Origin of the sequence: Nakamurella lactea DSM 19367, assembly GCF_000426645.1 — a bacterium.
GTDB classification, from domain to species: domain Bacteria; phylum Actinomycetota; class Actinomycetes; order Mycobacteriales; family Nakamurellaceae; genus Nakamurella; species Nakamurella lactea.
This window is the reverse complement of record NZ_AUFT01000006.1, coordinates 283,921-308,969: the sequence shown is the minus strand read 5'-3', so window position 1 is coordinate 308,969 and position 25,049 is coordinate 283,921. Positions and strand designations below refer to the sequence as shown.

The window sequence follows — 25,049 nt, the reverse complement described above, 5'->3', positions numbered from 1 at the left end:
ACCTTTCCGGGGCCCGACGCTCAGAACGGCGCTGGGTCATAGAGCGGCTGGGACTCGAGATCGGCTGCAGTGAAGTGGATTCCGCCGGGTTGCGGTTCGGGATGATCGGTGGCGGTGTATCCGTGCGGTGTCGTCCATCGCAGGTGGTTTCCAGGGGTGCGGATGGCGGTCCAGCCGAGGAACGTCTTCGCCCGATGGTGGCTGCGACACAGGCAATCGAGATTGCAGGGGCAGGTGGGACCGCCCTGGTCGTACGGCCGGCGATGGTCGAGGTCGCAGTTCTCGGCCGGCCGTCGGCAGCCGGGGTGACGGCAGACGCGGTCGCGGGTGATGACGTAGTCCTTGGTGGCGACCGGCGGGCGGTAGACGGCGCGGCCATGGTCGAGAGTGCCGCCGCAGGTGGCGTCGTTGGTGCAGTTTTGGTGGCCGGGTCGGTCGGTACAGGATCTGGTGCCGGCAGGGGTCTGCCCGCGGGCACGGTTGTCCGCCGGATCGCCTGGTGATTGTTGGTGTGGGGTGGCGTCTTCGCGGTTGATGGCCAGTCGGATGCTGGACGCGGACTCGGCGAGAAGGCGGGCGAGGCCGGCATGAATCCAGCCGTGTCCGGCGAGCCGTGCTGGGTCGTCGTCGAGGCCGGCGAGGGTGGACGCGCCGATGGCGACGGTGAGCGCGACGCACGGTGACCAGGGCGCGAAATCCGGCGGTGGGCCGGTACTTTCCGGCGTGGCGGCTGTCGGTGCTGTCGGTGCTGTCGGTGCTGTCCGGGCGACCACTATTCTCCGGCGCTGGACCCGCTTTGCCGGACGCGTTGGTGTCGTCGGTCGCGTCGGCGTTGTCCGGAGTGCCGGCATCCTCCGGCGCTGGACTCGAGTTGTCTGTCGGATCGGTTGTGTCGGGCGGGGCCTGGGGTGGAGCGACTGCCGGTTCGGGCGTCGGCTCGGCGGCCGCGGGCGGTTGGTCGGGTACCTGACCGCGCAGATCGGTGTGGCCGGTTTCGGCAAGGTTGGTGAAGATGCCGGCGAAGATGTCCGCGCGGAGTTGGTCGATGGTTCGGCCGTCGCGGAGTGCGGCGGGGAAGCGGCGGGCTGCTGCGTCCAACACGGCGCCGGTGAGCAACGCCTTGTCGGCAGGGAGGTCGGCGCTGAACCGTCCCATCCCGTCGAGGCCGGCCTGTCGGCGGGTTCGCCGGTTGGCCAAGGCATCCTTCGCCCGTTGTTCGGCGGCGCCGGGATCGGCGAGCATCAATAGGTGTTCGCAGTGGTCGGCGAATGGTCTGGGGGTGTATTTGCTGCTGTCGGCGATGGCCTGTCTTTCGGCCCGGCCGCGCGGCTCGGGTGTCAGGGAACTGAAGGTGCCGCTGATGGTATGGGCTCGTTGTCGGTCGAGGTAGCCGGCGAGTTGGGCTTCCAGCGTGGAGGGGAATTCGTCGACCACGACCATGGCGTGGCGGATCCGGTAGGCGGCGGAGGCCGGTGAGATGCCCAGCACCGCCGAGACTTCGGCGGCGGCGGCCCGCTCGGCGCCGTCGGCCAGCGCGGCCTGCCAGTCAGGGCGTTCGGCGACGGCCGCGGCGAAAGCCACGGGATCGGCGCGAACGTCCAGCGGGATGAGCTCGACGGCGCAGGGGTGCAGGGAGTTGCCACGCCGGCCGTCGGACACCAGGTCGAGCAGGCGCTCCATGCTGACCGAGACACCCGGCCGGGCGAAGGAGGCCAGCCATTGGTCCTGGCGGGCCTGTAGTCGGGCGGTCTGCCGTTCAGTCGCGGCGATCAGCCGCAGCCGGCCGAGCGGCGACATCGAAGGGTCGGTCGGGTCGCACCGCTCGATCAGCTCGCCCGCCACCGCCCCAGGTGGCAGGAGCGCCACTGCCGCGGCGATCCGGTCCGGGGAGACCCGGCCGAAGGGATCCGTCAACGCGGCCAGTGCGTCATCCGCGGTGGTGGCCGCCAGCAGCTCCGCTGTCGGCAGTTGCCAGCCCGGCTCACCTGGCACGCCGCCCGGGTCGATCGCCGTCATCCCCATACCCCCAATCCGGCGGCGCCGTCGCCACCGAAACGTCTACTACATCGAGCATCTCACCCGGTACCGACAGTCCCCGAGTTGTTGCTGTCGAGCTCGAGATCCTGCATTGCCGTGAGCATCTCAGCCGCCACCGACAGTCCCGAACTCGCGGACCGGGTCAGCCGGCTGAAGGAGCCTGCACCGACAGTCCCGAACTCGCGGACCGGGTCAGCCGGCTGAAGGAGCCCGCACCGACAGTCACGATCCGGCCGGTGCGTTGTCGTAGGTTCGTGCCAAGATCAATGGGTGGTCGATGACGACATCGAGGTCTGCCCCGCCGACGCCTCCCGGTGGGACTCGTTGGCCGAACTGTTCGGCCGGGCCGGCGCCTCCAACGGTTGCTGGTGCCAGTACTGGATTCTCGGCGCCGGGTACCACCGTCGCGACCGGGCATCGAACCGCGCCGACCTGAAGGCCGAGATCAGCAGCGGCATGGCCGGCCTACTCGCCTTCCGACAGGGCCGGCCGGTCGGCTGGGCCCGAGTGTGCGAACGCGACGAACTCGGATGGCTCAGCGAACGGTTCCCGAAGTACCACTTCTCCGGGACTTCGGTGATCGCCCTGCCGTGTCTGTACGTGCGGCCGCCGGACCGCGGGACCGGGGTGATGACCGCCCTGGTCTCGGGTGCCGTCGACTGGGCGCGAGTGCACCGGAAGGTGTTGCAGGCCTATCCGATCGACCCGAGCGTCGAGCGCGCGAGCCGCAACAGGTTCACCGGCGTCCTGCCGTCATTCCTGGCAGCCGGATTCACCGAGGTGGGCCGATTGGCCACCGACCGGCCGGTGGTGGAGTGGGCGGGTACCGGCGACCTTGACCGCTGATCAGATCGTCACCAGTCGGGCGCCGCCGTCCGTCTCGATCACCGTGCCGGTGACGTTCCGGTTGGTCGCGACGAAGGCGATCGCCTCGGCGATCTGCTCCGGCCCGGCGATCTGTCGCGCCGGCAACGCGGCTGCCGCCTGTTCGAAGTACGCCACCCTGCTGGGCTCGGGAATGCCCGACCACCACGGGGTGTCGACGAACCCGGGGGACACCGCGTTCACCCGCCGCGGCGCCAGCTCGACGGCGAGCGGCCGGACCAGCGCCTCCACCGCCGCATTGACGGCAGCCAGGCCGGCAGTGCCGGGCATCGCCGATCTGGCCGTGATGGCGCCCACCACGGTGATCGATGCGGCCGGCGCCAGGTAGGGCAGCACGGCCTGCACGGTGACCACCTGGGCCCAGAACTTCGCGTCGAACGCCCGCCGCAACGCCGCCAGATCGAGGTCCGCGAACGGCCCCATGCCCTCGGCGCCGCCGGCCGTCACCACCAGGATGTCGATCGCGCCGAGCCCCGCCGCCACCTGCACCAGTGCTTCCGGGTCGCCGGCGTCGGCCTGATGGGTGATCACGGCAGGCATCTGTGCCGAGGCCTTCAGCAGCCGCTCGGAGTCCCGACCGATGATGTGCACCTGGTACCCACGGTCCAGCAGCAGTTGCGCCGTTGCCGAGCCGATGCCGGACGACCCCCCGACCACCAGCGCGAGACCGGTGTTCTTCGTGTTCGTTTCCATCGTCATACTCACTTCTTTTCAATACGAGACGGTCCGTATTGAATACGGTACACTTCCGGAAATGAACAAGCCAGCGGCGGCACGGGGGAGGACCCGCAACGAGGACACCCGCCGGGCGATCCTGGACGCGGCCGTCGACATCGTCGGATCCGACGGATACGCGGCGGTATCGATGGAGCGGATCGCGCGGGAGTCGGGGGCCGGCAAGCAGACGATCTATCGATGGTGGCCGACGAAGGCGGACGTCGTGATGGAGGCGTTGCTGCGCAAGGTCGAGTCGCGCGTCGCGGCTCCCGAGACCGGCACCCTTCGTGGTGACCTGACCGAGTTCCTGACCAGCTCGGTGGGTCTGGCCCGGACCCCGGGCGTCACCGATCTGTTGCGGGCGCTGGCCGCCGAGGCGCAACTGGACGAAGCGTTCGCCGATCGCTTCCGCGCGATCTTCGTCGACAATCGGCGCGCCGCGCTGACGGAGATCCTGGGGCGCCATGAGCACGACATTGCGGAAGGCGTCGGCATCGGCACTCTGGTGGATGTGGTGTTCGGCGTGGTCTGGTACCGGATCCTGATCCGCCCGACACCCTTCGACGACGCCGTCATCGGTGAGCTGGTCAACCTTCTCGCCGCCGGGGAGACACGGTGACAACACCAGCGGCACCGGCGCCGGCCGAAAGCGGCATGCTCGATGTGGGTGACGGCAACAAGATCCACTGGGAGAGCTGGGGCGACCGGTCCGGCAAGCCGGTGGTCAGCCTGCACGGCGGGCCCGGCAGCGGCGCATCCACCGAGCAGCCGAAAACCTTCGACCTGAACCGCTATCGGCTCATCAGGTTCGATCAACGGGGTTGTGGGCGCAGTACGCCGAACGCCGCGGATCCGGACACCGACATGAGTGTCAACACCACCGCGCACCTGGTCAACGACCTGGAGCTGCTGCGCGCGCATCTCGGGATCGAGCGGTGGCTGGTCTATGGCGGGTCCTGGGGCGCGACCCTGGCGCTGGCCTACGCGCAGGTGCACCGGGCGCGGGTGTCAGAGATGGTGCTGGTCAGCGTCACCAGCACCAGACGCAGCGAGATCGACTGGCTCTACCACGGTGTGGGACGGCTGTTCCCGGGCGAGTGGGAACGGTTTGTCGCGCACGTTCCCGAGGCTCCGTCCGGCGGCCACATCCTGCCGGTGCTGGCCGCCTATGCCGCCCGGATGGCTGACGCCGACCGAGCCGTTCGGGACGCGGCGGCCGCCGAGTGGGTCGCCTGGGAGGACGCCGTCATCTCCGGCGAGACCAACGGCTCGCCCGGTGCCTACAGTGCCCGGGACCCGGCTTCCCGCAACGCCTTCGTGCGCATCTGCGCACACTTCTTCAGCAACGCCGCCTGGCTCAGTGAGGGGCAGCTGATCGACAATGCCGGCCGGCTGGCCGGCATTCCCGGTCGGCTGATCCACGGCCGGTACGACCTGGGCAGCCCGCTGATCACGGCCTGGGAGCTGGCCAAGGCCTGGCCCGACGCGCAACTCACCGTGGTCGAGGATTCCGGACACACCGGAAGCAGCACGATGACCGAAGCGATCCGGGCCGCGCTGACGGACTTCGCCGATCGGTGAGGTCCGTCAGCACGCCGCGTCCGACTCCCGATCGGTGATCAGGGCGCCAGCCGGTGCAGATCCCGTGGGAACAACGTGGCCAGCCGAATGTTGTCGGCCCCGACCAGCCGCATCACCCACCGCTCAAGGCCGATCGCGAAGCCGCCGTGCGGCGGCATCCCGTGTCGGAACCCCTGCAGATAGCCGGCGTACGCGTCGGGGCGCTCTCCGCGAGAAGCCAGTGCTGCCAGGTAGTCCGGGTATCGGTGCAGCCGCTGACCGCCGGTCACCAGCTCCTGCCCGCGGAACAGCAGGTCGAAGGAATTGGTCCAGCGAGAATCGTCCGGCTGCGGTGCTGTGTAGAAGGGCCGCTTGACGGCAGGATAACCCTCGACGGCGAGGAAATCGGTCCCGTGCTCGCGCAGCGCCCATGCGCCGAGGGCACGTTCGTGCTCGGGGGCCAGATCCGGCTCGTCCGGATCCGCTCCCGCCAGTCGCAGCGCCTCGCTGAAGTGGACCACCGGGATCTGTTGCGGCACCACGGGTATCCGGGCTCCGGCCAGGTCGGCGGCAGCGCCGGGCAGTGCCGCGACCATCCCGGCCAACGCCTCCCGCAGCAGCGCCAGCACGTCGCGATGCGAGTCGATGAACCCGATCTCGGCGTCCAGCGAGACATATTCGGACAGATGTCGCACGGTGTCGTGCGGCTCCGCCCGAAACACCGGTCCGGTCTCGTAGACCCGCTCGTAAACGCCGACCATCGTCTGCTTGTAGAACTGTGGCGATTGCGCCAGGTACGCGGGCGTACCCAGGTAGTCCAGCTCGAAGACGTTCGCCCCCGATTCCGTCGCGCCCGCAACGATTTTCGGCGTCATGATCTCGGTGAAGCCAAGGCTGTCCAAGGTGGACCGGAACCCTCGCACCGACGCCGCGGCCAATTCCCAGACGGCTCTGCGGGTGGGATGACGCCAGGTCACCGCCGCGTTGTCCAGCAGCACCGGCAGCCCGGCCGCCAGCCCCGGTCGCCAGAGCTCGACCGGGGGAGTCTCGGCCACCGACGACAGCACGGTCAGCACCGGTGCGGAGATCTCGACGCCGCCGGGAGCCTGCGGGTTGCGCTCGGCAACCCCGCGCACCCGGATGACGGTTTCCTCGCCCAGCGCGTCGACCTGTGCCCGCACCGCGGGATCGGTCGCCACCACCTGGGCGGTGCCGCTGCGGTCGCGGACGATCAGGAAGGTCACCGACGACAGCCGGCGGCGCCGATGGATCCAGCCTTCGACGGTCACCGGGCCCTCAGCCGGCAGGTCCGCGCACAGGGTGCGCGGCGGGGGTGCGGTCGGCGATGTGGAGTGTTGCGATGTGCTGTGTTGCATGGTCTTTGCCACCTCCTCGAGTGTCCCGTGGGTGATGTGGGCGATCGGGAGGTCGCGGTGCCACCACATCTTCGTCGACCAGGATCGGCCGACCTCGAGGAGTCGTACTGCTGCGGTGACAAGTCGACTTCGGCTCGGGGTTCGTCACACCCGTCGTTGCCGGAGTAGATCCATCGTATCGGAACCGGGCCCCGATGCCGCCATGAAATCCGAGTTCATCGACACCGCCGCTGCCCGCTGCCACACTCGGCACCATGAACGATCAGAAGCGACTGGTGATCACGGCGATGCAGGAACTCATCGGCAAAGGAAATCTCGATGCTGTCGAGCCGCTGATGCGGGAGGACTTCGTCGACCACAATCCACAGGTGTCGACGTCGTCGAGGGCGGACTGGATCGCCTTCTTCCGGGACTTTCCGTTGAAGCAGATGCGGATCGAGATCCTCCGGTTGTTCGCCGACGACGAGTTCGTGACGATGTTCTCGCGGCGTTGGTTGGCAGACGGTTCGGTGATCCTGGTGTCCGATGTCTTCCGGGTCACCGACGGCCTGATCGCCGAACACTGGGAGGTCGTCCAACCGATCGATGGCGACACCAATCCGCTGGCCACGCTCTCCGCGGGCTAGACTCGCGTTCGTGCAGACTGTCGGAGGGTTGTTGCGGCAGTGGCGGAATCGTCGCCGGCTCAGTCAACTCGACCTGGCGATCGCTGCCGGCGTGTCACCGCGCCACGTCAGCCTGGTCGAGACCGGTCGCTCGCGCCCCAGCGCCGACATGGTGCTCCGACTGGCCACCGAGCTCGACGTGCCGTTGCGAGAGCGCAATCGGTTGCTGGTGGCGGCCGGGTTCGCCCCTCGGTACTTCGAGCGGCCGTTCGAGACGCCGGACATGTCTGCGGTCCACGCGGCCATCGTCCGGGTGCTGGGTGCGCACGAGCCCTATCCCGCCGTGGTCTTCGATCGGCACTGGAACATCGTGATGGCCAATCGTGCCGCCGCGCAGCTTCTGGACACCGCATCAGCCGAGCTGCGCGCTGATCCGGTCAACATGGTGCGCCTGGCGCTGTCGCCCGAAGGCCTGGCATCGAGCATCGTCAACTTCGCCGACGTCAAGAACTTCTTCCGCCTGCGCTTGGCGCGTCAGCTCGCCAGAACCGGCGATCCCGTCATCGCAGCCCTCTACAACGAGTTCTTCGGGGCCACGCCGCCCGAGGAGGGTCCTGGCCCCGACGCCTCTGAGGTGGTCATTCCGATGCTGATCCGACACCGCGGCCATGAGCTCCGGCTGTTCTCGACGGTCACCACCTTCGGAACTCCTCAGGACGTCACGCTCGATGAGATCTCCCTGGAGTCCTATTACCCGGCGGACAAACGCAGCGCAGACGTCCTCAACGAGCTGGCGGCCGACCGGTCGGGGACAGCCATCTAAGCTGATGCCGATGAGTCACATGTCCGCAGACGAGTTCCGCCGCAACGGCCACCAGGTGATCGACTGGATCGCCGACTACTGGGAATCGATCGACCATCGCCCGGTGCTGGCCCAGGTCAATCCGGGCGAGATCGCCGCGAAGTTGCCGCACCACGCCCCCGAACACCCGGAGCCGTTCGACGCCGTACTCGCCGATCTGGACGAGATCGTGATGCCGGGCATCACCCACTGGCAGCACCCGCGCTTCTTCGCTTATTTCCCGGCGAACTCCTCGCCGGCCGCGGCGCTCGGCGATCTGCTGTCCAGCGGCATCGGTGCCCAGGGGATGATCTGGGCAACCAGTCCGGCGCTCACCGAACTCGAGCAGGTGGTGATGGACGCCTTCGCGGAGGCGCTGGGCCTGCCGGAGGCGTTCCGACACAACGGATCCGATGGAGTTGGCGGCGGCGTCATCGCCGACACCGCGTCGACCGCGACCTTCACCGCGCTGTTGGCCGCGCTGCACCGGTCCAGCGGCGGGCGGGCGCGTGTCGATGGCGTCGCCACCGACCGCTACACCATCTACGGATCGAGCCAGGCGCACTCGTCGCTGCTGAAGGCCAGCATGATGGCCGGGCTCGGCGAGCAGGCGATCCGTAGCATCGACGTCGATCCCGCGACCCAGGCGATGGACCTGGACAGTCTGCGCGCGGCGGTCGAACGCGATGTTGCCCAAGGATTCCGGCCGGTGATGATCCAGGCGGCGGTCGGCACCACGTCCACCGGCGCCGTCGACCCGGTGGCGCTGATCGGTCCGGTGGCCAGGGAGGTCGGTGCCTGGCTGCACGTCGACGCGGCCTGGGCCGGCGTCGCCGCGGTCCGGCCGGAACTGCGCTGGATCAACGACGGCGTGGCCGAGTACGCAGATTCATACGTGACCAACCCGCACAAGTGGCTGCTCACCACGTTCGACTGCAGCACGTTCTGGGTGCGCGATCGGCAGGCGCTCACCGGGGCGCTGTCGTTGCTGCCGGAATATCTGCGGAACCCGGCCAGCGAGTCCGGTGCGGTGGTCGACTTCCGTGACTGGCATCCGCAACTGGGCAGACGATTTCGTGCCGTCAAACTGTGGATGGTGCTGCGCAGCTACGGTCTGACCGGCCTGCGTCGGCACATCGGCGCCGGCATCGCCCAGGCCCGCCGGATTGCCGACCTGGTGCTGGACGACCCGCGGATGGCGTTCGCCGCACCGCCCGTGCTGGGGCTGGTCACCTTCCGTATCGTCGCCGATGACAATGGTACCCGGCTCACCGACGAACAGGCTGACCTGGTCACCATGACGGCGATGGAGCTGGTCAATGCCTCGGGGGTGGCATATCTGAGCCACACCAAGGTGAACGACCGGACCGCGATCAGGATCGCGGTCGGCGGGTGGCGAACGACGGACGCCGACATCGAGACCACCTGGGAACAGCTCCGGCAGGCGGCCGCCAGTGCGCTCGCTACCGCCCCGCCGACTACAGAGCAGCCAGCCGGGTGAAGACCAGCCCGAGGGTGACCAGTACCGCATAGGCGAATTCGATCGCGCCCGTCGCGCCGAGCACGGCGATCAGTTTCGGCCCGCGGGCGCCGTGCAGTACGGCCTTGACCGGCGCGATCGCCAGCAGGATCGGCAGCAACCCCAGCAGCACCCACGGCCGGCGGATGCCGACCGCGATCACCGCCAGGAAGGCGCCGGCCAGCATCAGCACGTACACCCGGCGGGACAGGCTGTCGCCGAGCAGCACCGCCAGCGTGCGCTTGCCGGATTTCTTGTCCGATTCGATGTCGCGCAGGTTGTTCGCCATCAGTAACGCGCAGGCCAGCAACCCGATGCCGATGCTCAGGGTGAGCGAGCCGTAAGTGATCCGGCCGGCCTGCACGTAGGTGGTGCCGTTGACCGCGAACAACCCGAAGAACACGAAGACGAACAGCTCGCCGAACCCGGCGTAGCCGTACGGTCGCGGCCCGCCGGTGTAGAACCAGGCTGCCAGCACCGCGAGTGCGCCCGGGATCACCAGCCACCAGCCGGAGGTGGCCGCCAGCGCGAGCCCGGCCAGCGCCGCCACCGCGAAGCAGGCCAAGGCGGCCCGTTTCACCTGGGCCGGCTGGGCCAACCCGGATCCGACCAGCCGCATCGGGCCGATCCGATGCTCGTCGGTCCCGCGGATGCCGTCGGAATAGTCGTTGGCGAAGTTCACCCCGATCTGCAGCGCCAGGCTGACGACCAGCGCGAGTACCGCCTTCCAGGCAACGAAATGAACGAGCGCGGCGGCCACGCCGGTGCCGACCAGAACGGGGGCGACGGCAGCGGGCAGCGTGCGCGGGCGGGAGGCGGACAGCCATTCGGACAGGGAAGCCACAACATCAAACCCTAGCCGGGTACGATGCTGTCGTGGCCAGTGGCAGTGCGATCCGCGGTGACGCCGTGCGAAGGATGCGGCTGCTGCTTGCCGTGCTCCCGGTGCTGGTTCTCGAGCTGCCGGCCCTGCTGGGCGGATTGCCGTCGGGCGCCACCGGACCGCTGGCTTTTGCCGCCGCACTGACGGCCGGCCTGGTGATCGTGATCGCCGTCGCCGGCACCCAGCTGCGGCTCAACCCGGAGGCGGCGCCGGCCTGGGTCCGCACCTTGAGCTTGCGGGACTGCGCGGAACACACCGCGTTCTTGCGCTTGCGCGACCCCGACGCCCGCGGCCGTACCCGCCCGAGAGCACCGACCGCGGCCCCGACGGCTGCGTGAGCTCCCAGCAACTCGCCTCCTTTTCCGCAGGACTGCCGTTCGCGGCACCCCGCAGCCGTTTCCGTTGATCTGAAACCCCTTCCGCGCGCCCCGGTGGCGTGCGTCCCCAACGGAGCGTTCCCCCATGTTCGATGTCTTTACCTACCCCGTTTCCGCCGTATTGTGGCTCTGGCACCGGGTGTTCGGTGCCGTCTTCGGCCCGGCCAGCGGTATTGCCTGGGCCTTGGCCATCGCCTTTCTGGTGTTCACCATCAGGGCGTTGTTGATCAAACCCGCACTGCACCAACTGCGATCCGCCCGAAGGACGCAGCAACTGGCGCCGCAGGTCGCCGTCATCCGCAAGAAGTACCGGACCGATCGGAACCGACAGGCCGCAGAGATGCAGAAGCTGTACGCCGACAACGGCGTCAGCATGTTCGGTGGCATCGGCCCGATGCTGCTGCAGCTTCCGGTGGTGTTGAGCCTGTACGGCGTGTTGCGAGGGTTCGCGCCAGGCGCGACGAGCAACCGGATCTTCGACCGGTCCGGTGTCGACTCGTTCCTGGGCGCGCACCTGTTCGGTGCCAGGATCGGCAACTGGATCAGCCAACCGGCCGCCGATCTGTTGCAGGCCGGCACCGGTCGGCCGGAGCTGCTGGCGGTCGGGCTGCCGCTGATCCTGCTGGCCGGCGCCGCGACCTTCCTGTCCATGCGCCTGTCGATGCGGCGGTCGGCATTGCTGCGGGCCGACCCGCAGGTGTCGGCGATCTCCAGGCTGATGCCGTATCTGGCGCCGCTGGGGTTACTGGTCTCCGGGTTGCTCTTCCCGGTTCCGCTCGCCCTGTTGCTGTATTTCCTGGCGACCAACGTGTGGACCTTGGGACAGACGCACTTTCTCGGCCGAAAGGTGGATCGCGAATTCTCCGCGGCTGGGCCGCCGAAGGTCAAGCGGCCCAGCCGAATTCGGCAGTCACCAACATTCGGGCGGTGACGCTGTTGGCGATGAAGCACTCATGGTGGGCGATGTCGACCAGCTTGCGCAGGCGCTCATCGGTGGGACGCTGACGGTCGGTGTCGGCCAGGGTGATCACCGGGTTCAGGCGGATGGTGGTGATCCGGGTCGGCCGGTCGGCCTCATCCATCTCGGCCTCGGCGGCGTCGGTGTAGCCGACCACGTCGAGGCGGGCCCTGGCGGCCACCGCCAGGAAACTCAGCAGCTGGCAGGAGCTCGCGGCGGCCAACAGCAGTTGTTCCGGGTTCAGCAGGCTCGGGTCGCCGAGGAAGGCCGGGTCCGATGAGAGCTCGAGAGGTTGCTCCGCCGGGGCGGCGGTGAGGCGGTGACGACGGTCGTAGGCGTCATACCCGACGCCGGTCGAACCGGCCCATCGCAACTCGGATCGGTAGTGGTGCACGGTGTTCATCCCTCTCTCGCCGATGCCGCAATACGGGCAGCGGCCGCCCGGTCGGGCTTGCCCGGGCCGCGCACCGGTAGCGCGTCGATATGTACCCAGCGGCGCGGCCGGTAGTGCCGTGGTAGCTGCGCAAGGGCGATCGCGAGCTGATCGTCGCCGGGGATGACGCCGGTGACGACACCGACCAGCTGTTGGCCCCACTCGGCATCCGGCACTCCGACGACCACCACCTCACCGATGCCGGGTACGCCGGACAGTGCTCGCTCGATGGGGGCCGGCGGGACCTTCTCGCCGCCGCTGACGATCATCTCGTCGGCCCGGCCGAGCACGGTGAGGCCGGCATCGGTGAGCACGCCGAGGTCGTCGGTCCGGAACGTCCCCGGCTCCGGAAAGGCTTGGTGGCCGGGCATTCCCAGGTACCCCCGGGCGACGACCTTGCCGGTCAATGAGATCCGTCCGTCATCCCCGATGCCCACCGACACCCCGTCGAGCGGCCGGCCGTCGTACACGCAGCCGCCGCAGGTCTCGCTCATGCCGTAACTGGTGACGGTGCGGATGCCGGCAGAGCTGCTGCGAGCCAACAGCTCCGGCGATGTCGCCGCGCCACCGACCAGTACGGCATCGAATCCGGCCAGTACCTCGGTGGCCGCGACATCCGCCAGGATGCGGTGCAATTGGGTCGGCACCAGCGAGACGTATCGTCGCTCGCTCTCCAGAGTTGCCACCGCTGCAACGAAACCGGCTGCAGTGAACGGCCTTCCGGTGTCCAGCACGGCAATGGGGGCGTTCGCGCCGGCCGCGCGGAGCAATACCTGCAGGCCGGCGATGTGGTGTGCGGGGAGCGCCAGCAGCCAGCCGCCGGGACCGCCCAGCCGCCGCTCGGTGGCCGCCGCCGAGGCCGCGAGCGCTGAAGAGGGCAGCAGCACCCGCTTGGCGTCGCCGGTGGATCCGGAGGTGGCCATCACGATCGCTGTCGGGTCGTCGCCGTCGCCGAGGTCGTCGAAAGTCGTTGTGCCGGCCGGTGCATCGGCCGGCAGAGGTTGGACCGCCGGGCCGCCGGCGAGGGCATCCACCAGCCGGGGGAGCAGGTCCAGCACGGCGGATCCGGTGGGCATCGGCAGCTGGAGCAGGGGACGGGACATCGCGGCTCAGTAGGCCCAGGGGTAGCCGTCGAACTCCGGATCGCGCTTCTGCAGGAAGGCGTCCCTGCCCTCGACCGCCTCGTCGGTGCCGTAGGCCAGTCGGGTGGCCTCGCCGGCGAACACCTGCTGGCCGACCATCCCGTCGTCGGTCAGGTTGAAGGCGAACTTGAGCATCCGCTGGGCGGTCGGCGACTTCGCGTTGATCGCGGCGGCCCACTGCAGGGCAACAGTTTCCAGCTCGGCGTGCGGCACCACCTCGTTGACCGCGCCCATCGCGTGCATCTGCTCCGCGGTGTACTCCCGGCCGAGGAAGAAGATCTCCCTGGCGAACTTCTGGCCCACCAACTTGGCCAGGTAGGCGCTGCCGTAGCCGCCGTCGAACGAGCCGACATCGGCGTCGGTCTGCTTGAACCTGGCGTGCTCGGCGCTGGCCAGGGTGAGATCGCAGATCACGTGCAGCGAATGACCACCGCCGGCCGCCCAGCCGGGCACCACGGCGATCACCACCTTGGGCATGAACCTGATCAGCCGTTGCACCTCGAGAATGTGCAACCGGCCGGCCCTGGCCGGATCGACCGTCTCGGCGGTATCGCCGCTGGCGTACTGATAGCCGCTGCGGCCGCGGATCCGCTGGTCGCCGCCGGAGCAGAACGCCCAGCCGCCGTCGCGTGGACTCGGCCCGTTACCGGTCAACAGCACGCAGCCCACATCGCTGGTCATCCGGGCGTGATCCAGGGCCCGGTACAACTCGTCGACGGTGTGTGGCCGGAACGCGTTGCGCACCTCGGGCCGGTTGAACGCCACCCGCACCGTCGGCAGATCGCCGGCGCTGCCGTCGCGGCGGATGCCGATCTGTCGGTGATAGGTGACGTCGGTGAAGTCGAAGCCCTCGACCCGACGCCACTGCTTCTCGTCGAACGGCTGTTGTGGGTCGCCCGGAGACGTCGAACTGGACATGGGTCGAGCGTACGAGACGTCCGGTTCCGACCGGCAGCCGGCGACGCACAGCGACCGGCGGGCGGCTGAACGGGTTGGATCTGCGGCGAACCGGGGACTGCGGTTGCCACCGGCCGGCACTGCTGCCCAGACTCGATGCCGTGAACCGAAGCAGAAGCCGTGCCGTCCTTGTCCTGGCTGTGGCAGCAGTGGTCGCCGGGGTGACGCCGGCCGCTGCCGGTACCGGTCACCGTCCGTCCGTCCCTGAGCTGCCGCTCGGCCCGTCCGACCTTCCGCAGTCGTCGTCGACGCGGCAACTGGAGCCGGGCGTCACACTCACCGAGATCACCAGGGGCGCGATCGATCCCGACACTGCGTGGGTGGTCGAGCTGAGCATCCCGGGCGGGGCCGGCAGCCCGGATCCCGATGCACCGGCCCGATCGGTGCAGGACCGCGGCGCCGCCGACGATCTGGTGACACGCCTTGCCGCGGCAGGGTTCTCGGCTCAGGACGATGCCGTTCGTCAGCCGAGGGTGGCCGACCTCCCGGCGTCGGTGATCGGCTACCGGGTGCGGCTGGCCGAGCAGTTCCCGACCCAGGCCGCCGCCACCACGGCGGCCGCCTCGTTGAAGGCCGCCGGGTTCACCGGTCGGGCCTGGTACACCGGCTGGGACGGCGGCAGCGACGTCGCCGGCCAGTGGAATGTCAAGGTGCTGACCATCGATCCGAGCCGGTTCCGCGGCGAGCTGGGCGCCACCTACGGACCCGACATCGAGAACCGGGAGACGACCACCGCCCTCGGCCGGTCGGTCGGCGCGGTGGCGGCGATCAATGCCGGCTTCTTCGTGCTCGATCCGAAGGCCGGTGCCCAGGGCGACGCGGCCGGCGTCGGGGTCTACAACGGTGTACTGGAGTCGGAGACCACCGCCGGCCGGCCGGCCCTGCTGCTCACCTCGAACGCCCGGCACACCTCGGTGATCCGGCCAACGTGGCGTGGTTCCGTGAACCTCGGCGGGCGGTCGTATCCGCTGGACGGGATCAACCGGGTGCCGGGGCTGATCCGTAACTGCGGCGGTATCGGCGACCAGCCGACCGACCTGCCGCAACACGACGTGACCTGCACCGACCCGGACGAGTTGATCGTCTTCACCGGCGCCTTCGGGGCCACGACACCGGCCGGCGCCGGTGCCGAAGTGGTGCTGGATCGCCGGTCGAAGGTGGTCGCCGTGCACGCACAGCGCGGGGTAGCACTACGGCCGGGCGAACGGTCGGTGCAGGCCACCGGGGCGGAGGCGGCCGAACTCGCCACTGTGCGTCCCGGGCAGCTGCTGCGGATCAGCACCAGCATCACCGACGGCCGGGCCAACCTGGCCCGACCGGGGGTCACCGTGGTGAACGGCGGCCCGCAGCTGCTGCAGAACGGGCGGGTGCACATCACCCAACGAACGGACGGCATGGTGCACGCGGACGATCCGTCATTCGCCTACGGCTGGGTCCTGCAGCGCAACCCGCGGACCTTCGCCGGCGTGGACGCCCGCGGCCGGACGGTGCTGGTGACGGTCGACGGACGTCAGCTCGGCGATCTCGGCCTGTCCATCCCGGAGACGGCGGCCGTGGCCAAGGCCCTCGGGATGACCGAGGCGATCAACCTGGACGGCGGCGGCTCGACCGCGATGGCGATCGACGGGCAGCTGATCAGCCATCCATCGGACGCCACCGGGGAGCGTCCGGTAGGCGACGCCATCTACCTCGGCTGACGGGGGACTCACGCTGTCGGTATCGGGTCGTAGGCTCGCAGCACAGAGTCGACCCGGGGGAGTTACATGCCGCTACATCTGCACCGCGCGCAGCGCAGCGATGCGCTGGTCGCCGGATTGGCAGACGTGTTGCGCGCCCCGCTGGCCGATCCGATGGCCACCGAGATCGTCGCCGTACCGGCCAGGGGAATCGAGCGCTGGCTGACCCAGCGATTGGCCCATCAGCTGGGCCGGACCGATGGGGACGACGGCGTCTGCGCGAACGTCGATTTCTCCTCGCCCACCCGGCTCGTCGAACGAGCGCTCAGCATCGCGTCCGGTGTCGACCCGGACACCGACCCCTGGCAGGTTCAGCGGATGGTCTGGCCGCTGCTGGCCACCATCGATCAGTGCGTCACCGAGCCGTGGTGCGCCGCCCTCGCCGACCATCTCGGCGCCACCGACCCGGCCACCGACCCGGCCACCGACCCGGCCGACGGCCCTGCGGCCGAACTGCGCCGGTCCCGACGGCTCGCCGTCGCCGGGCGGCTGGCCGGTCTGTTCGAGTCCTACAGTGCCTACCGGCCCGGAGTGCTGCAGGACTGGGTGGCCGGCGGCAACACCGACGGCTGCGGCCTCGAGCTGCCCGTCCAACGGCACTGGCAGCCCGAGCTGTTCCGCCGGTTGCGGGCGGCGATCGACAGCCCCTGCCCGGCAGAACGGCTGGACGCCGCCTGCGACAGCCTCCGCGACCGGCCGGAGCTGTTGCCACTGCCGGATCGGTTGTCGGTCTTCGGCCCGACCCGGTTGTCGGCCCAGGAACTTGCCGTGCTGGACGCTATCGCTGCCGCCAGGGACGTGCATGTCTGGATCCCGCAGCCGTCACCGTCGCTGTGGGCGGCCCTTGCCCAGCGCAGCGAGGCGAGCAGCGGCGGCCCGATCCGGCGGCGGCAGGACCCGACGGCCGGTGCCCCCGGCCACCCGCTGCTGCGTTCCCTGGGGCGGGACAGCCGGGAGTTTCAGCTCCGACTGATGTCCTGCCGGTCCACCGTGATCGACCACCTGCACCCCGATCTGGGTCGCTCACCCGGTGTCCTCGGCCGGCTGCAGCAGGACCTGGCCGGCGATCGGCCGCCGCCCGGCGATCAGCGGGGCGACGACCGGCGTCCGCTGCTGGATCCGGACGATCGCAGCATTGGCGTGCACGCCTGTCACGGTCGCGACCGGCAGGTGGAGGTGCTCAGGGACGTGTTGGTCGGGTTGCTCGCCGACGACCAGACCCTGCAGCCGCGGGACATCCTGGTGATGTGTCCGGACATCGAGCTGTACGCCCCGTTGATCCTGGCTGCCTTCGGCACGCCCGGCGATCCGGCTGCCGTGGTCGCCGACGCAGTCGACGGATCCCATCCGGGGACCAGGATCCGGGTCCGGCTCGCCGACCGCGCCCTCCGCCGGACCAATCCGGTACTGGACGTCCTCGCCCGGTTGCTCGAGCTGGCCGACTCGCGGATGGGTGCCTCCGAGGTCCTTGATTTCGCTGCCCTGCCGCCGGTGCGTCGCCGGTTCGGTTTCGATGACGACGATCTGCAGCGGCTGCGGGAGTGGGTGATCGCCTCCGGCATCCGATGGGGACTGAACGAACGGAGCCGGGCCGGTTACGGGCTGGCCGGACTGAAGCAGAACACCTGGCGCACCGGGCTGGACCGGATTCTGCTCGGCGTCGCGATGTCCGAGGACGAGCCGAATTATCTGAGCCTGGCGCTGCCGTTGGACGACGTCGACTCGTCCGACATCGGCCTGACCGGCCGGCTCGCCGAGCTGGTCGACCGATTGGCGCTCGCGGCCAGGGAGCTCACCCGGACCCAGCCGCTGACGGAGTGGGTCCGCGCGCTGGGCGCCGCGCTGGAATCGCTGGCTGCGGTGAGCGACGGGGACGCCTGGCAACTCGACCAGGCGCACCGGACCCTGCGGGAGGCAGTGGAAGACGCCGGCCCGCGGGCGGCGTCCATGCCGCTGCGACTGGCCGACCTGACCGGCATGTTCGCCGATGCGCTGCGGGGCCGGCCGACCAGGGCCAACTTCCGCACCGGTGAGCTGACCATCTGTTCGATGGTGCCGATGCGGTCGGTGCCGCATCGGGTGGTCTGCCTGCTCGGGTTGGACGACGGCGAGTTTCCCCGCACCGGACGGGTCGACGGCGACGACGTACTGTCGCTGGAACCCGTTGTCGGCGAACGGGATCGCACCAGCGAGGACCGGCAGCTGATGCTCGATGCGATCAATGCGGCCACCGAGCATCTGGTCTTCCTGTATTCCGGCGCCGACGACCGGACGGGCACCGAGCGGCCGCCCGCCGCCGCGCTCGGCGAGGTGCTGGACGTGTTGGACGCCACCGTCCGCGCGGCCGATGGCGGCCCGGCCAGAGACCAGCTGCTGGTGCGGCATCCGTTGCAGCCCTTCGATCATCGCAACTTCGCGACGGCAGATTCCCCGACTCGTGGGCCGTTCAGCTTCGACCGGTCCGCCCTCTTGGGTGCCAGGGCCTCGGCGCGGGTGCTGGCCGACGGGGGGCCGGCGCCCACCGGACTGCTGACTTCTGCGCTGCCGGAGCCGCCGGCCGAGAGCTCCATCGAGCTGGCCGATCTGATCCGGTTCTTCGAGCATCCGGCCAAGGCGTTCCTGCGAGACCGGCTCGGGTTGTCCGGTACCTGGACCGAGGACGACGTCGACGACGAACTCTCGGTGAGCCTGGACAGCCTGCAGGAGTGGGCGATCGGCGAGCGCATTCTGCACCAACAGCTGGCCGGCGCCCCGGCCGCCGAGGTGGTTCAGGCCGAATTCCGGCGCGGCAGCCTCCCGCCGGGGCGGCAGGCGAGCGTGGTACTGCGGCAGCTGACGAACAATGTCGCGCCGCTGGTCGATGCGGCGGGCCCGCTGACCGGCGGCAGCGGAGAGCAGCACGACATCAACCTGGCGCTGCCCGGCGGCCGGCTGCTGACCGGTACCGTCGGCCCGCTGCGGGACGGCGTGCTGACCAGGGTCACCTATTCCAGAGTCGGTGCCAGGCACCGGATCCGGGCCTGGATCAGCGTACTGGCGCTGGCCGCCGTCAGTCCCGGGTTCGCCCCGCGAGCGGTGACGATCGGTCGCGGCGGGAAGTACCAGCCGGTGCGGGTCTCCCGGATGACGCCGCCGTCGGCCGAGCGGGCAGCCGCGACGCTGGCGAGTCTGGTCGCGATTCGCGACGCCGGGCTGACGGCTCCGCTGCCGCTGCCGCCGAAGACCGCGATGACGTATGTCGAGGCCCGCCGGCAGAAGGGGCGGAACCCGCAGGAGGCGCTGGAGTGGGCGGCCAGGGACTGGGCCGGCGACCGGTTCGCCGGTGAGGGACAGGACGCCGAACACCGAATGATCTGGGGCACGGTCGATCTCGCCACGGTCGCCGTCGGCCTGGGTCCGGCCGGGCCGGCAGCCATCGACGAGACCGGACGCTGGGGCGAGCTGGCCGATGCCGTGTACCGACCGCTGTTGGATGCGGAGGTGATCGGATCGTGAGCGGATCGGACAGGGCGCTGCCGACGGTCGGCACCTTCCAGGTGACCGCGGACCTCCCTTGGGGCTCGACCGTGGTGCTGGAAGCCAGCGCCGGCACCGGCAAGACCTACACCATCGCCTCGTTGACTGCTCGCTACCTGGCCGAGGGGAAGGTGCGGCTGGAGGACATGATGCTGGTGACCTTCGGCCGGATGGCCACCCAGGAGCTGCGCGACCGGGTGCGCGGCCGGCTGGTCGAGATCGAACGGCAGTTGGCCGACCCGGCGGTCGCGGCCGGCTCCGACGACGAGGTGGTCGCGCTGCTGGCCGATGCCGACCCGGGCGAGGTGGCGCAGCGGCGCAAGCGACTGGCGACCGCGCTCGCCGCGTTCGACGAGGCGACCATCGCGACCACGCACTCGTTCTGTCAGCGGATGCTGGCCGGGCTGGGTATCGCCGCGGACAACGAGCCGAACACCGGCCTGCTGGAGAACTCGATCGAGTTGCTCCGGCAGGTGGTGGACGACGAGTACCTGCGCCGCTATGCCGATCGGGACGCCCCGCCGTTCGACCAGGCGACGGCGCTGCGTCTCGCCGCGGACGCGGTCGGCATCCCGCAGGCGCGGCTGGAACCGGTGGAGGCGCCGGCAGATACCCCGGCCGGCGAGCGCGTCGCCTTCGCCGCCGGCGTCCGCACCGCGTTCGACCTGCGAAAGCGTGGCCGGCGGGTGATGGACTTCGACGACCTGCAGACCCGGCTGGCCGAGGCGCTGGAGCATCCGGTGCGCGGCGAAGCGGCCAGGGCGACCCTGCGGTCGGCCTACCAGGTGGTGCTGGTCGACGAGTTCCAGGACACCGATCCGGTGCAGTGGAAGATCCTGCAGGCCGCATTCCACACGCACAGCACGCTGGTGCTGATCGGCGATCCGAAGCAGGCCATCTACGCCTTCCGCGGGGCGGACGTGTTCACCTACCTGGCCGCCGTCGACGCCGCCGGCGCCCAGCAGACCCTTGGCACCAACTGGCGCAGCGACGCCCCACTGGTTCGGGCGCTCGACCATCTGTGGGGCGGGCTGACACTCGGCGACCCAAGGATCAGGGTGCACACCATCGAGGCCCGTCACGCGGGCTCGCGGCTGCAGGTTCCGGGCGGCCGTGCCGGAGAAAGCCTTGCGCCGCTGCGGATCCGCCGGCTGCGCCGTTGGCAGGCCGATCAGAGCGCCGGCGGAAAGTGCATCGCGAAGTCGGCCCGGGCGGTGGTGGCAACCGACCTGGCCGCCGAGGTGGTGCAACTGCTCGGCTCCGGCGCGACGATCGAGAGCAAGGACGGCCCGCCCCGGGACATCAGCCCCGGCGACATCGCGGTCCTGGTGCACCAGAACGACCAGGGGGTGCTGATCCGGGATGCGCTGCGCAAGCTCGGTGTGCCGGTGGTGCTGACCGGGAACGCCAGCGTCTTCGACTCCGACGCCGCCCGGCACTGGAGCACCCTGCTGGACGCCTTGGACGCGCCGAACCGGGCCAGCAGAGCCAGGTCTGCCGCCCTCACCCCGTTCATCGGCTGGACGGCGCAGCAGCTCGCCGCCGCCGGACCGGTCGACATCGATGCGCTGATCGACCTGTTGCGGGACTGGGCGCGCCGGCTGCAGACCGGCGGGATGTCGGCGCTGTTGGAGACGGTGACGGTCAGCGGCGGCATCGCCGAACGGGTGCTGGCGATGCCGGACGGCGACCGGCTGCTGACCGACATCCGGCACGTCGCGCACGTGATGAACGCGGTCGCCAGGACGGAGCATCTCGGCTCGGCAGCGTTGTTGGAGTGGTTGCGGCACCGGATCAACGAAGCGAGCGGGGATGCTCCCGAGGAGTTGAGCCGACGGCTGTCGTCCGAGGACGCGGCGGTACAGGTGCTCACCGTGCACCGCAGCAAGGGCCTGGAGTTCGGCGTCGTCTTCGTGCCGTACGCCTGGAACCGGTGGTTGCCGGACGACCCGGACCCGTTGCGGCTGCACGATTCCGACGGCCACCAGGTGCTGGACGTCGGTGGCGAGGGCGGGCCGGGTTACCGGCAGCGGATCAAGGCGCACAACGCCGAGGCGCTGGGCGAGGACCTGCGGGTGATGTACGTGGCCTTCACCCGGGCGCGTTCGATGCTGGTCACCTGGTGGGTGCCGAGCACCGTCACCGCGCAGTCCCCGCTGAACCGGGTGCTGCTGGGTACCTCCGCGCACGGGGAGGTACCCGACCGGGTCGACTTCGGTCAGGATGCGGACGTCAGGGCGGCGTTGGACCGTCGGTCCGCGGCCTCCGGCGGACTGATCGCGATCGAGGAAGCCGAACCGGACCGGACCCCGCACTACCGGCGAACCGCCGACCCGGCAACGGAGCTGACGGTACGCACCTTCGATCGGGATCTGGACGTGAGCTGGCGGCGCACTTCGTACTCCGGTCTGACGAAAGCCGCGCACGACGCGCATTACGGCGCCCTCGAGCTGGCGCTGCCCGGCCCGCACGGGCCGGGAGAGGCGGACGACTCCGAGAGCGCCGCACCTTCCGGTGGCGGCGTCGATCCGGTCACCGGCAGCGAGCCGGAGAACCCGGGGACCGTCGACGAGCCGGCGGTGCCGTTCATGGGTGCAGCCGACGCGTCCGACGCCCTCGAAGCGGTGAGCGCCGGCGAGGCGGGGCTGCGGGAGATCGGCTCGCCGCTGGAGGACTTTCCCGGCGGCACGGCGTTCGGCACCGTGGTGCACGAGGTACTCGAGTACCTGGACACCGATGCCGCCGACCTGCGGGCAGAACTGCTGGCGCACTGCGAACGGGTGCTCGGCAGTTCCTCGGGGAGCGAGGTGAACACCGAACTCGACCCCGTCGCCCTGGCCGCCGGACTGGAGCCGGTGTTCCGGACGCCGCTCGGCGCGGCCGCCGGCAACCTGACGCTGGCCGCGATCCCACCGCGGGACCGGTTGGCAGAGATGAACTTCGAACTGCCGCTGGCCGGCGGCGACGACCCGCACACCGAGTCGAAACTGGCGGATCTCGCCGATGTGTTGCAGCAGCACCTGGCGGCCGACGAGCTGCTCGCCGGCTACCCGGAACTGCTGCGGGACGAGTTGCTGGCCGGAGAGCCGCTGCGCGGCTATCTCAACGGCAGCCTGGACGCGGTCCTTCGGGTCACCGGCGCCGATTCCACACCGCGCTACCTGATCGTCGACTACAAGACGAACCGGCTCGGGGTCCCCGGAGAGGCGTTGTCCGCCTGGGACTATCGCCCGCGTGCGATGGCCGACGCGATGATGACCGCGCACTACCCGCTGCAGGCACTGCTCTACGCGGTCGCGCTGCACCGGTACCTGCGGTGGCGCCAGCCGGGGTACGACCCCGACGTCCATCTGGGCGGCGCGCTCTACCTGTTCGTCCGCGGCATGTCGGGCCCGGACACCCCGGTGCTGGACGGGATGCCGTGCGGGGTGTTCACCTGGACGCCGTCCGCGCAGTTGGTGATCGCCTCCTCCCGGGTGCTGGCAGGTGAGCCACGATGACCACACCGGATCCGTACGGACGCAACCTGGCGTTGGCCGTGCGCGGCGTGCTGTCCGAGTTCAATCGGGCCGAGGTGCTCGATGCCGCCGATGTGCACGTCGCCCGTCAGCTCGGGCAGCTCGGAGGGGAGGGCGACCAGAGGGTGCTACTGGCCGCGGCGCTCACCGTGCGTGCGGTCCGCAACGGCTCGGTCTGCCTGGACCTGTCAACCGTCAGGGACACCGTCGTCGGCGACGATCGGGCGATCGAGGAGGTGACCGATCCCGAACTGGCCAGGCAGCTGACGGCGGTGCGTGCGTTGGACTGGCCGGACCCGACCGACTGGGCATCCGCTGTGCAGAACAGCCCGCTGGTGACGGTGGTCGGCGCGGCGGCCCCGGCGGCCCGGTCGATCGGCGGTCCGGGCCGGCCGCTGCGCTGGTCGGACGGATTGCTCTACCTGGACCGCTATTGGCGGCAGGAGCATCTGGTGGCCACCGAACTCGACGCCCGCAGCGGGGTCGGGCTGGCCGACGGCGCGGACGCCGACCGACTCAGGGCGGCCATCGCCCGGATGTTCCCCGGCGACAACGAGTCCCGGCAGCGGATCGCTACCGCGGTGTGCGCCGGCCATCGGTTGGCGGTGATCGCCGGCGGCCCGGGGACCGGCAAGACCACGGCGGTGGCCCGGATGCTGGCTGTGCTGGTCGACCAGCCGGGCCCGCGTCCGCGGATCGCGCTCGCGGCGCCGACCGGCAAGGCGGCCGCGCGACTGCAGCAGGCCGTGCGGGACGAGGTGGCCACCCTCGGGGTGTCCGACCAACAGCGTCTCGGCGAGCTGACGGCGTCCACCCTGCACCGGTTGCTCGGCTGGAAACCCCGCTCCAAGTCCAGGTTCCGGCACGATCGGACCAACCACCTGCCCTACGACATCGTGGTCGTCGATGAGACCTCGATGGTCTCGCTGACCATGATGGCCAGGCTGCTGGAGGCGATGCGGCCCGACGGCAGGCTGGTGCTTGTCGGCGATCCGGATCAGCTCGCCTCGGTCGAGGCCGGCGCCGTACTCGGCGATATCGTTGCCAGGGCAACCGATCTCGGATCAGGATCGGCGAAGCAGATCGACGCGGTCGCCGGGATCGAGGTGATCGAGCGACTGTGCCCGGTGGAGTCTGCGGGGCTGGACGCGATCGGCCGGGCCGAAGCGGCGGCCGGCGTCACCCGGCTCACCCATCGTTTCCGGTTCGGTGGCGCGATCGCCGAGCTGGCCGATGCGGTGCGGACCGGCGACGCGGATGCCGCGCTCGCCGTGCTGACCGCTGCCGACGATCCGTCGGCAGCGGTGTCGCTGGTGCCCTGGGACATCGACGTGCTGCGGGCGGAGCGGGCGCCGTTCCGCGACCAGGTGGTGGAATCGGCCAGGGCGCTGGCCGTTGCCGCCACCGCCGGCGACATCCCGGGCGCGCTCGTCGCCATGGACCGTCATCGGCTGCTGTGCGCGCACCGGCGGGGCCCGTACGGCGCGAGTCTGTGGGCGGCCAATGCGCAACGCTGGATCGCCGCCGACCTGCTGACGAATCCGTTGCCCGGCACCGATAGCGCTGCGGCGTTGGAGGCCGCGAGCATCTGGTGGTCGCCGGGACGGCCGCTGCTGGTCAGCGAGAACGACTACGAGTTGGGGCTCTTCAACGGCGATACCGGCGTGGTGGTGCGGGACCCGCAACGGGGAATCATCGCCGCTTTCGGCGACCCCGCGGACCCGATCCTGGTGCGGCCGGGTCGACTGTCCGGCGTGCAGAGCGTCTACGCAATGACCATCCACAAAAGCCAGGGCAGTCAGTTCACCGCGGTGACGGTGGTCCTGCCGCCCGCCGAATCGCCGTTGCTGACCAGGGAGCTGCTGTACACCGCCGTCACCCGGGCCAGCGAACGGGTGCGGGTGGTGGGCACCGAGGACGCGGTCCGCGCCGCCATCGGCCGGCCGGTCACCAGGGCCTCCGGGCTGCGCCGGCGCTGACAGGGCTTCA

General features: G+C 70.1%; 19 protein-coding genes and 1 pseudogene. 12 read left to right on the top strand and 8 right to left on the bottom strand.

What is annotated here, in order from left to right; genetic code table 11:
* Window positions 1-20 precede the first annotated feature (20 nt).
* The gene (locus K340_RS36925; RefSeq protein ID WP_051265336.1) at window positions 21-773 is read right to left on the bottom strand and encodes an HNH endonuclease; all 753 of its coding nucleotides are present in this window, start codon (window positions 771-773) and stop codon (window positions 21-23) included.
* Between the two features lie 265 nt (window positions 774-1,038).
* A pseudogene (locus K340_RS37480) lies at window positions 1,039-1,680 on the bottom strand (DUF222 domain-containing protein); the annotation flags it as partial.
* Window positions 1,681-2,307: 627 nt separating this feature from the next.
* Here K340_RS37480 and K340_RS34005 point away from each other — a divergent pair.
* A complete protein-coding gene (locus K340_RS34005; RefSeq protein WP_051265334.1) occupies window positions 2,308-2,883 on the top strand; it encodes a GNAT family N-acetyltransferase in 576 nt (191 codons plus the stop codon).
* Here K340_RS34005 and K340_RS0107215 read toward each other — a convergent pair whose 3' ends face one another.
* On the bottom strand, window positions 2,884-3,615 hold the full coding sequence (locus K340_RS0107215) for an SDR family oxidoreductase (protein ID WP_029136230.1): 732 nt from the start codon (window positions 3,613-3,615) through the stop codon (window positions 2,884-2,886). It abuts the gene before it with no gap.
* Between K340_RS0107215 and K340_RS0107210 the strand changes: the two genes are divergently transcribed.
* A complete protein-coding gene (locus tag K340_RS0107210) occupies window positions 3,593-4,258 on the top strand; it encodes a TetR/AcrR family transcriptional regulator (RefSeq protein WP_211229307.1) in 666 nt (221 codons plus the stop codon). The genes K340_RS0107215 and K340_RS0107210 overlap by 23 nt on opposite strands.
* Entirely contained in the window at window positions 4,255-5,220 is a 966-nt protein-coding gene (gene pip, locus K340_RS0107205) for a prolyl aminopeptidase (RefSeq protein WP_029136228.1), read from the top strand. Before K340_RS0107210 ends, pip begins: the two co-directional genes overlap by 4 nt.
* Window positions 5,221-5,258: 38 nt before the next feature.
* On the opposite strand, the gene aspS is transcribed toward pip, so the two are convergent.
* Window positions 5,259-6,575, bottom strand: coding sequence for an aspartate--tRNA(Asn) ligase (gene aspS, locus K340_RS0107200; RefSeq protein ID WP_051265433.1), 1,317 nt, complete (start codon window positions 6,573-6,575; stop codon window positions 5,259-5,261).
* A 254-nt stretch (window positions 6,576-6,829) separates the two neighbouring features.
* On the opposite strand from aspS, the gene K340_RS28095 reads away from it, so the two are divergent.
* Genes K340_RS28095 through K340_RS28085 form a run of 3 tightly spaced genes read left to right on the top strand, consistent with a single transcriptional unit; the run spans window position 6,830 to window position 9,522 of the window.
* A complete protein-coding gene (locus K340_RS28095; RefSeq protein WP_051265330.1) occupies window positions 6,830-7,201 on the top strand; it encodes a nuclear transport factor 2 family protein in 372 nt (123 codons plus the stop codon).
* Window positions 7,202-7,211: 10 nt separating this feature from the next.
* Window positions 7,212-8,003 (top strand): helix-turn-helix domain-containing protein, encoded by a 792-nt coding sequence (locus tag K340_RS28090; protein ID WP_051265327.1) that lies wholly within the window; start codon window positions 7,212-7,214, stop codon window positions 8,001-8,003.
* A gap of 10 nt (window positions 8,004-8,013) precedes the next feature.
* Window positions 8,014-9,522, top strand: coding sequence for a pyridoxal phosphate-dependent decarboxylase family protein (locus K340_RS28085; protein WP_211229305.1), 1,509 nt, complete (start codon window positions 8,014-8,016; stop codon window positions 9,520-9,522).
* On the opposite strand, the gene K340_RS0107180 is transcribed toward K340_RS28085, so the two are convergent.
* On the bottom strand, window positions 9,500-10,384 hold the full coding sequence (locus tag K340_RS0107180; protein WP_029136226.1) for a 1,4-dihydroxy-2-naphthoate polyprenyltransferase: 885 nt from the start codon (window positions 10,382-10,384) through the stop codon (window positions 9,500-9,502). The two genes, K340_RS28085 and K340_RS0107180, sit on opposite strands and share 23 nt — an antisense overlap.
* Window positions 10,385-10,416: 32 nt before the next feature.
* On the opposite strand from K340_RS0107180, the gene K340_RS0107175 reads away from it, so the two are divergent.
* Together K340_RS0107175 and yidC are read left to right on the top strand one after the other, a co-directional pair.
* Window positions 10,417-10,761, top strand: coding sequence for a DUF6412 domain-containing protein (locus K340_RS0107175; protein ID WP_211229304.1), 345 nt, complete (start codon window positions 10,417-10,419; stop codon window positions 10,759-10,761).
* A 124-nt stretch (window positions 10,762-10,885) separates the two neighbouring features.
* Complete coding sequence (gene yidC, locus K340_RS28080; RefSeq protein WP_084614129.1) at window positions 10,886-11,731, top strand: membrane protein insertase YidC; 846 nt, start codon at window positions 10,886-10,888, stop codon at window positions 11,729-11,731.
* Here yidC and K340_RS0107165 read toward each other — a convergent pair.
* Genes K340_RS0107165 through K340_RS0107155 form a run of 3 tightly spaced genes read right to left on the bottom strand, consistent with a single transcriptional unit; the run spans window position 11,685 to window position 14,251 of the window.
* Window positions 11,685-12,161, bottom strand: coding sequence for an OsmC family protein (locus K340_RS0107165; RefSeq protein WP_029136224.1), 477 nt, complete (start codon window positions 12,159-12,161; stop codon window positions 11,685-11,687). The genes yidC and K340_RS0107165 overlap by 47 nt on opposite strands.
* Window positions 12,158-13,294, bottom strand: coding sequence for an o-succinylbenzoate--CoA ligase (menE, locus tag K340_RS0107160; protein ID WP_029136223.1), 1,137 nt, complete (start codon window positions 13,292-13,294; stop codon window positions 12,158-12,160). Before menE ends, K340_RS0107165 begins: the two co-directional genes overlap by 4 nt.
* Window positions 13,295-13,300: 6 nt before the next feature.
* Entirely contained in the window at window positions 13,301-14,251 is a 951-nt protein-coding gene (locus tag K340_RS0107155) for a 1,4-dihydroxy-2-naphthoyl-CoA synthase (protein WP_029136222.1), read from the bottom strand.
* Window positions 14,252-14,391: 140 nt separating this feature from the next.
* On the opposite strand from K340_RS0107155, the gene K340_RS0107150 reads away from it, so the two are divergent.
* The 4 genes from K340_RS0107150 (at window position 14,392) to recD (ending at window position 25,039) form a co-directional block, all read left to right on the top strand.
* Window positions 14,392-15,987: a phosphodiester glycosidase family protein gene (locus K340_RS0107150; protein ID WP_029136221.1), complete on the top strand. Its 1,596-nt coding sequence runs from the start codon at window positions 14,392-14,394 to the stop codon at window positions 15,985-15,987.
* Between the two features lie 66 nt (window positions 15,988-16,053).
* Window positions 16,054-19,521 carry an exodeoxyribonuclease V subunit gamma gene (recC, locus tag K340_RS0107145; RefSeq protein ID WP_029136220.1) on the top strand — a complete coding sequence of 1,156 codons (3,468 nt, stop codon included), beginning with the start codon at window positions 16,054-16,056 and terminating at the stop codon, window positions 19,519-19,521.
* Window positions 19,518-23,042, top strand: a complete 3,525-nt coding sequence (locus K340_RS0107140; protein ID WP_211229303.1) for a UvrD-helicase domain-containing protein — start codon at window positions 19,518-19,520, stop codon at window positions 23,040-23,042. The genes recC and K340_RS0107140 overlap by 4 nt, the downstream gene beginning before the upstream one ends.
* On the top strand, window positions 23,039-25,039 hold the full coding sequence (recD, locus tag K340_RS0107135; protein WP_029136218.1) for an exodeoxyribonuclease V subunit alpha: 2,001 nt from the start codon (window positions 23,039-23,041) through the stop codon (window positions 25,037-25,039). Before K340_RS0107140 ends, recD begins: the two co-directional genes overlap by 4 nt.
* Window positions 25,040-25,049: the final 10 nt, after the last annotated feature.

Excerpts from the sequence above, each read along its gene's own strand:
- K340_RS0107215 (WP_029136230.1), bottom strand. The coding sequence starts at position 3,615 with ATGGAAACGAACACGAAGAACACCGGTCTCGCGCTGGTGGTCGGGGGG.
- aspS (WP_051265433.1), bottom strand. The coding sequence starts at position 6,575 with ATGCAACACAGCACATCGCAACACTCCACATCGCCGACCGCACCCCCG.
- K340_RS28095 (WP_051265330.1), top strand. The coding sequence starts at position 6,830 with ATGAACGATCAGAAGCGACTGGTGATCACGGCGATGCAGGAACTCATC.
- K340_RS28085 (WP_211229305.1), top strand. The coding sequence starts at position 8,014 with ATGAGTCACATGTCCGCAGACGAGTTCCGCCGCAACGGCCACCAGGTG.
- yidC (WP_084614129.1), top strand. The coding sequence starts at position 10,886 with ATGTTCGATGTCTTTACCTACCCCGTTTCCGCCGTATTGTGGCTCTGG.
- K340_RS0107165 (WP_029136224.1), bottom strand. The coding sequence starts at position 12,161 with ATGAACACCGTGCACCACTACCGATCCGAGTTGCGATGGGCCGGTTCG.
- menE (WP_029136223.1), bottom strand. The coding sequence starts at position 13,294 with ATGTCCCGTCCCCTGCTCCAGCTGCCGATGCCCACCGGATCCGCCGTG.
- K340_RS0107155 (WP_029136222.1), bottom strand. The coding sequence starts at position 14,251 with ATGTCCAGTTCGACGTCTCCGGGCGACCCACAACAGCCGTTCGACGAG.
- recC (WP_029136220.1), top strand. The coding sequence starts at position 16,054 with ATGCCGCTACATCTGCACCGCGCGCAGCGCAGCGATGCGCTGGTCGCC.
- recD (WP_029136218.1), top strand. The coding sequence starts at position 23,039 with ATGACCACACCGGATCCGTACGGACGCAACCTGGCGTTGGCCGTGCGC.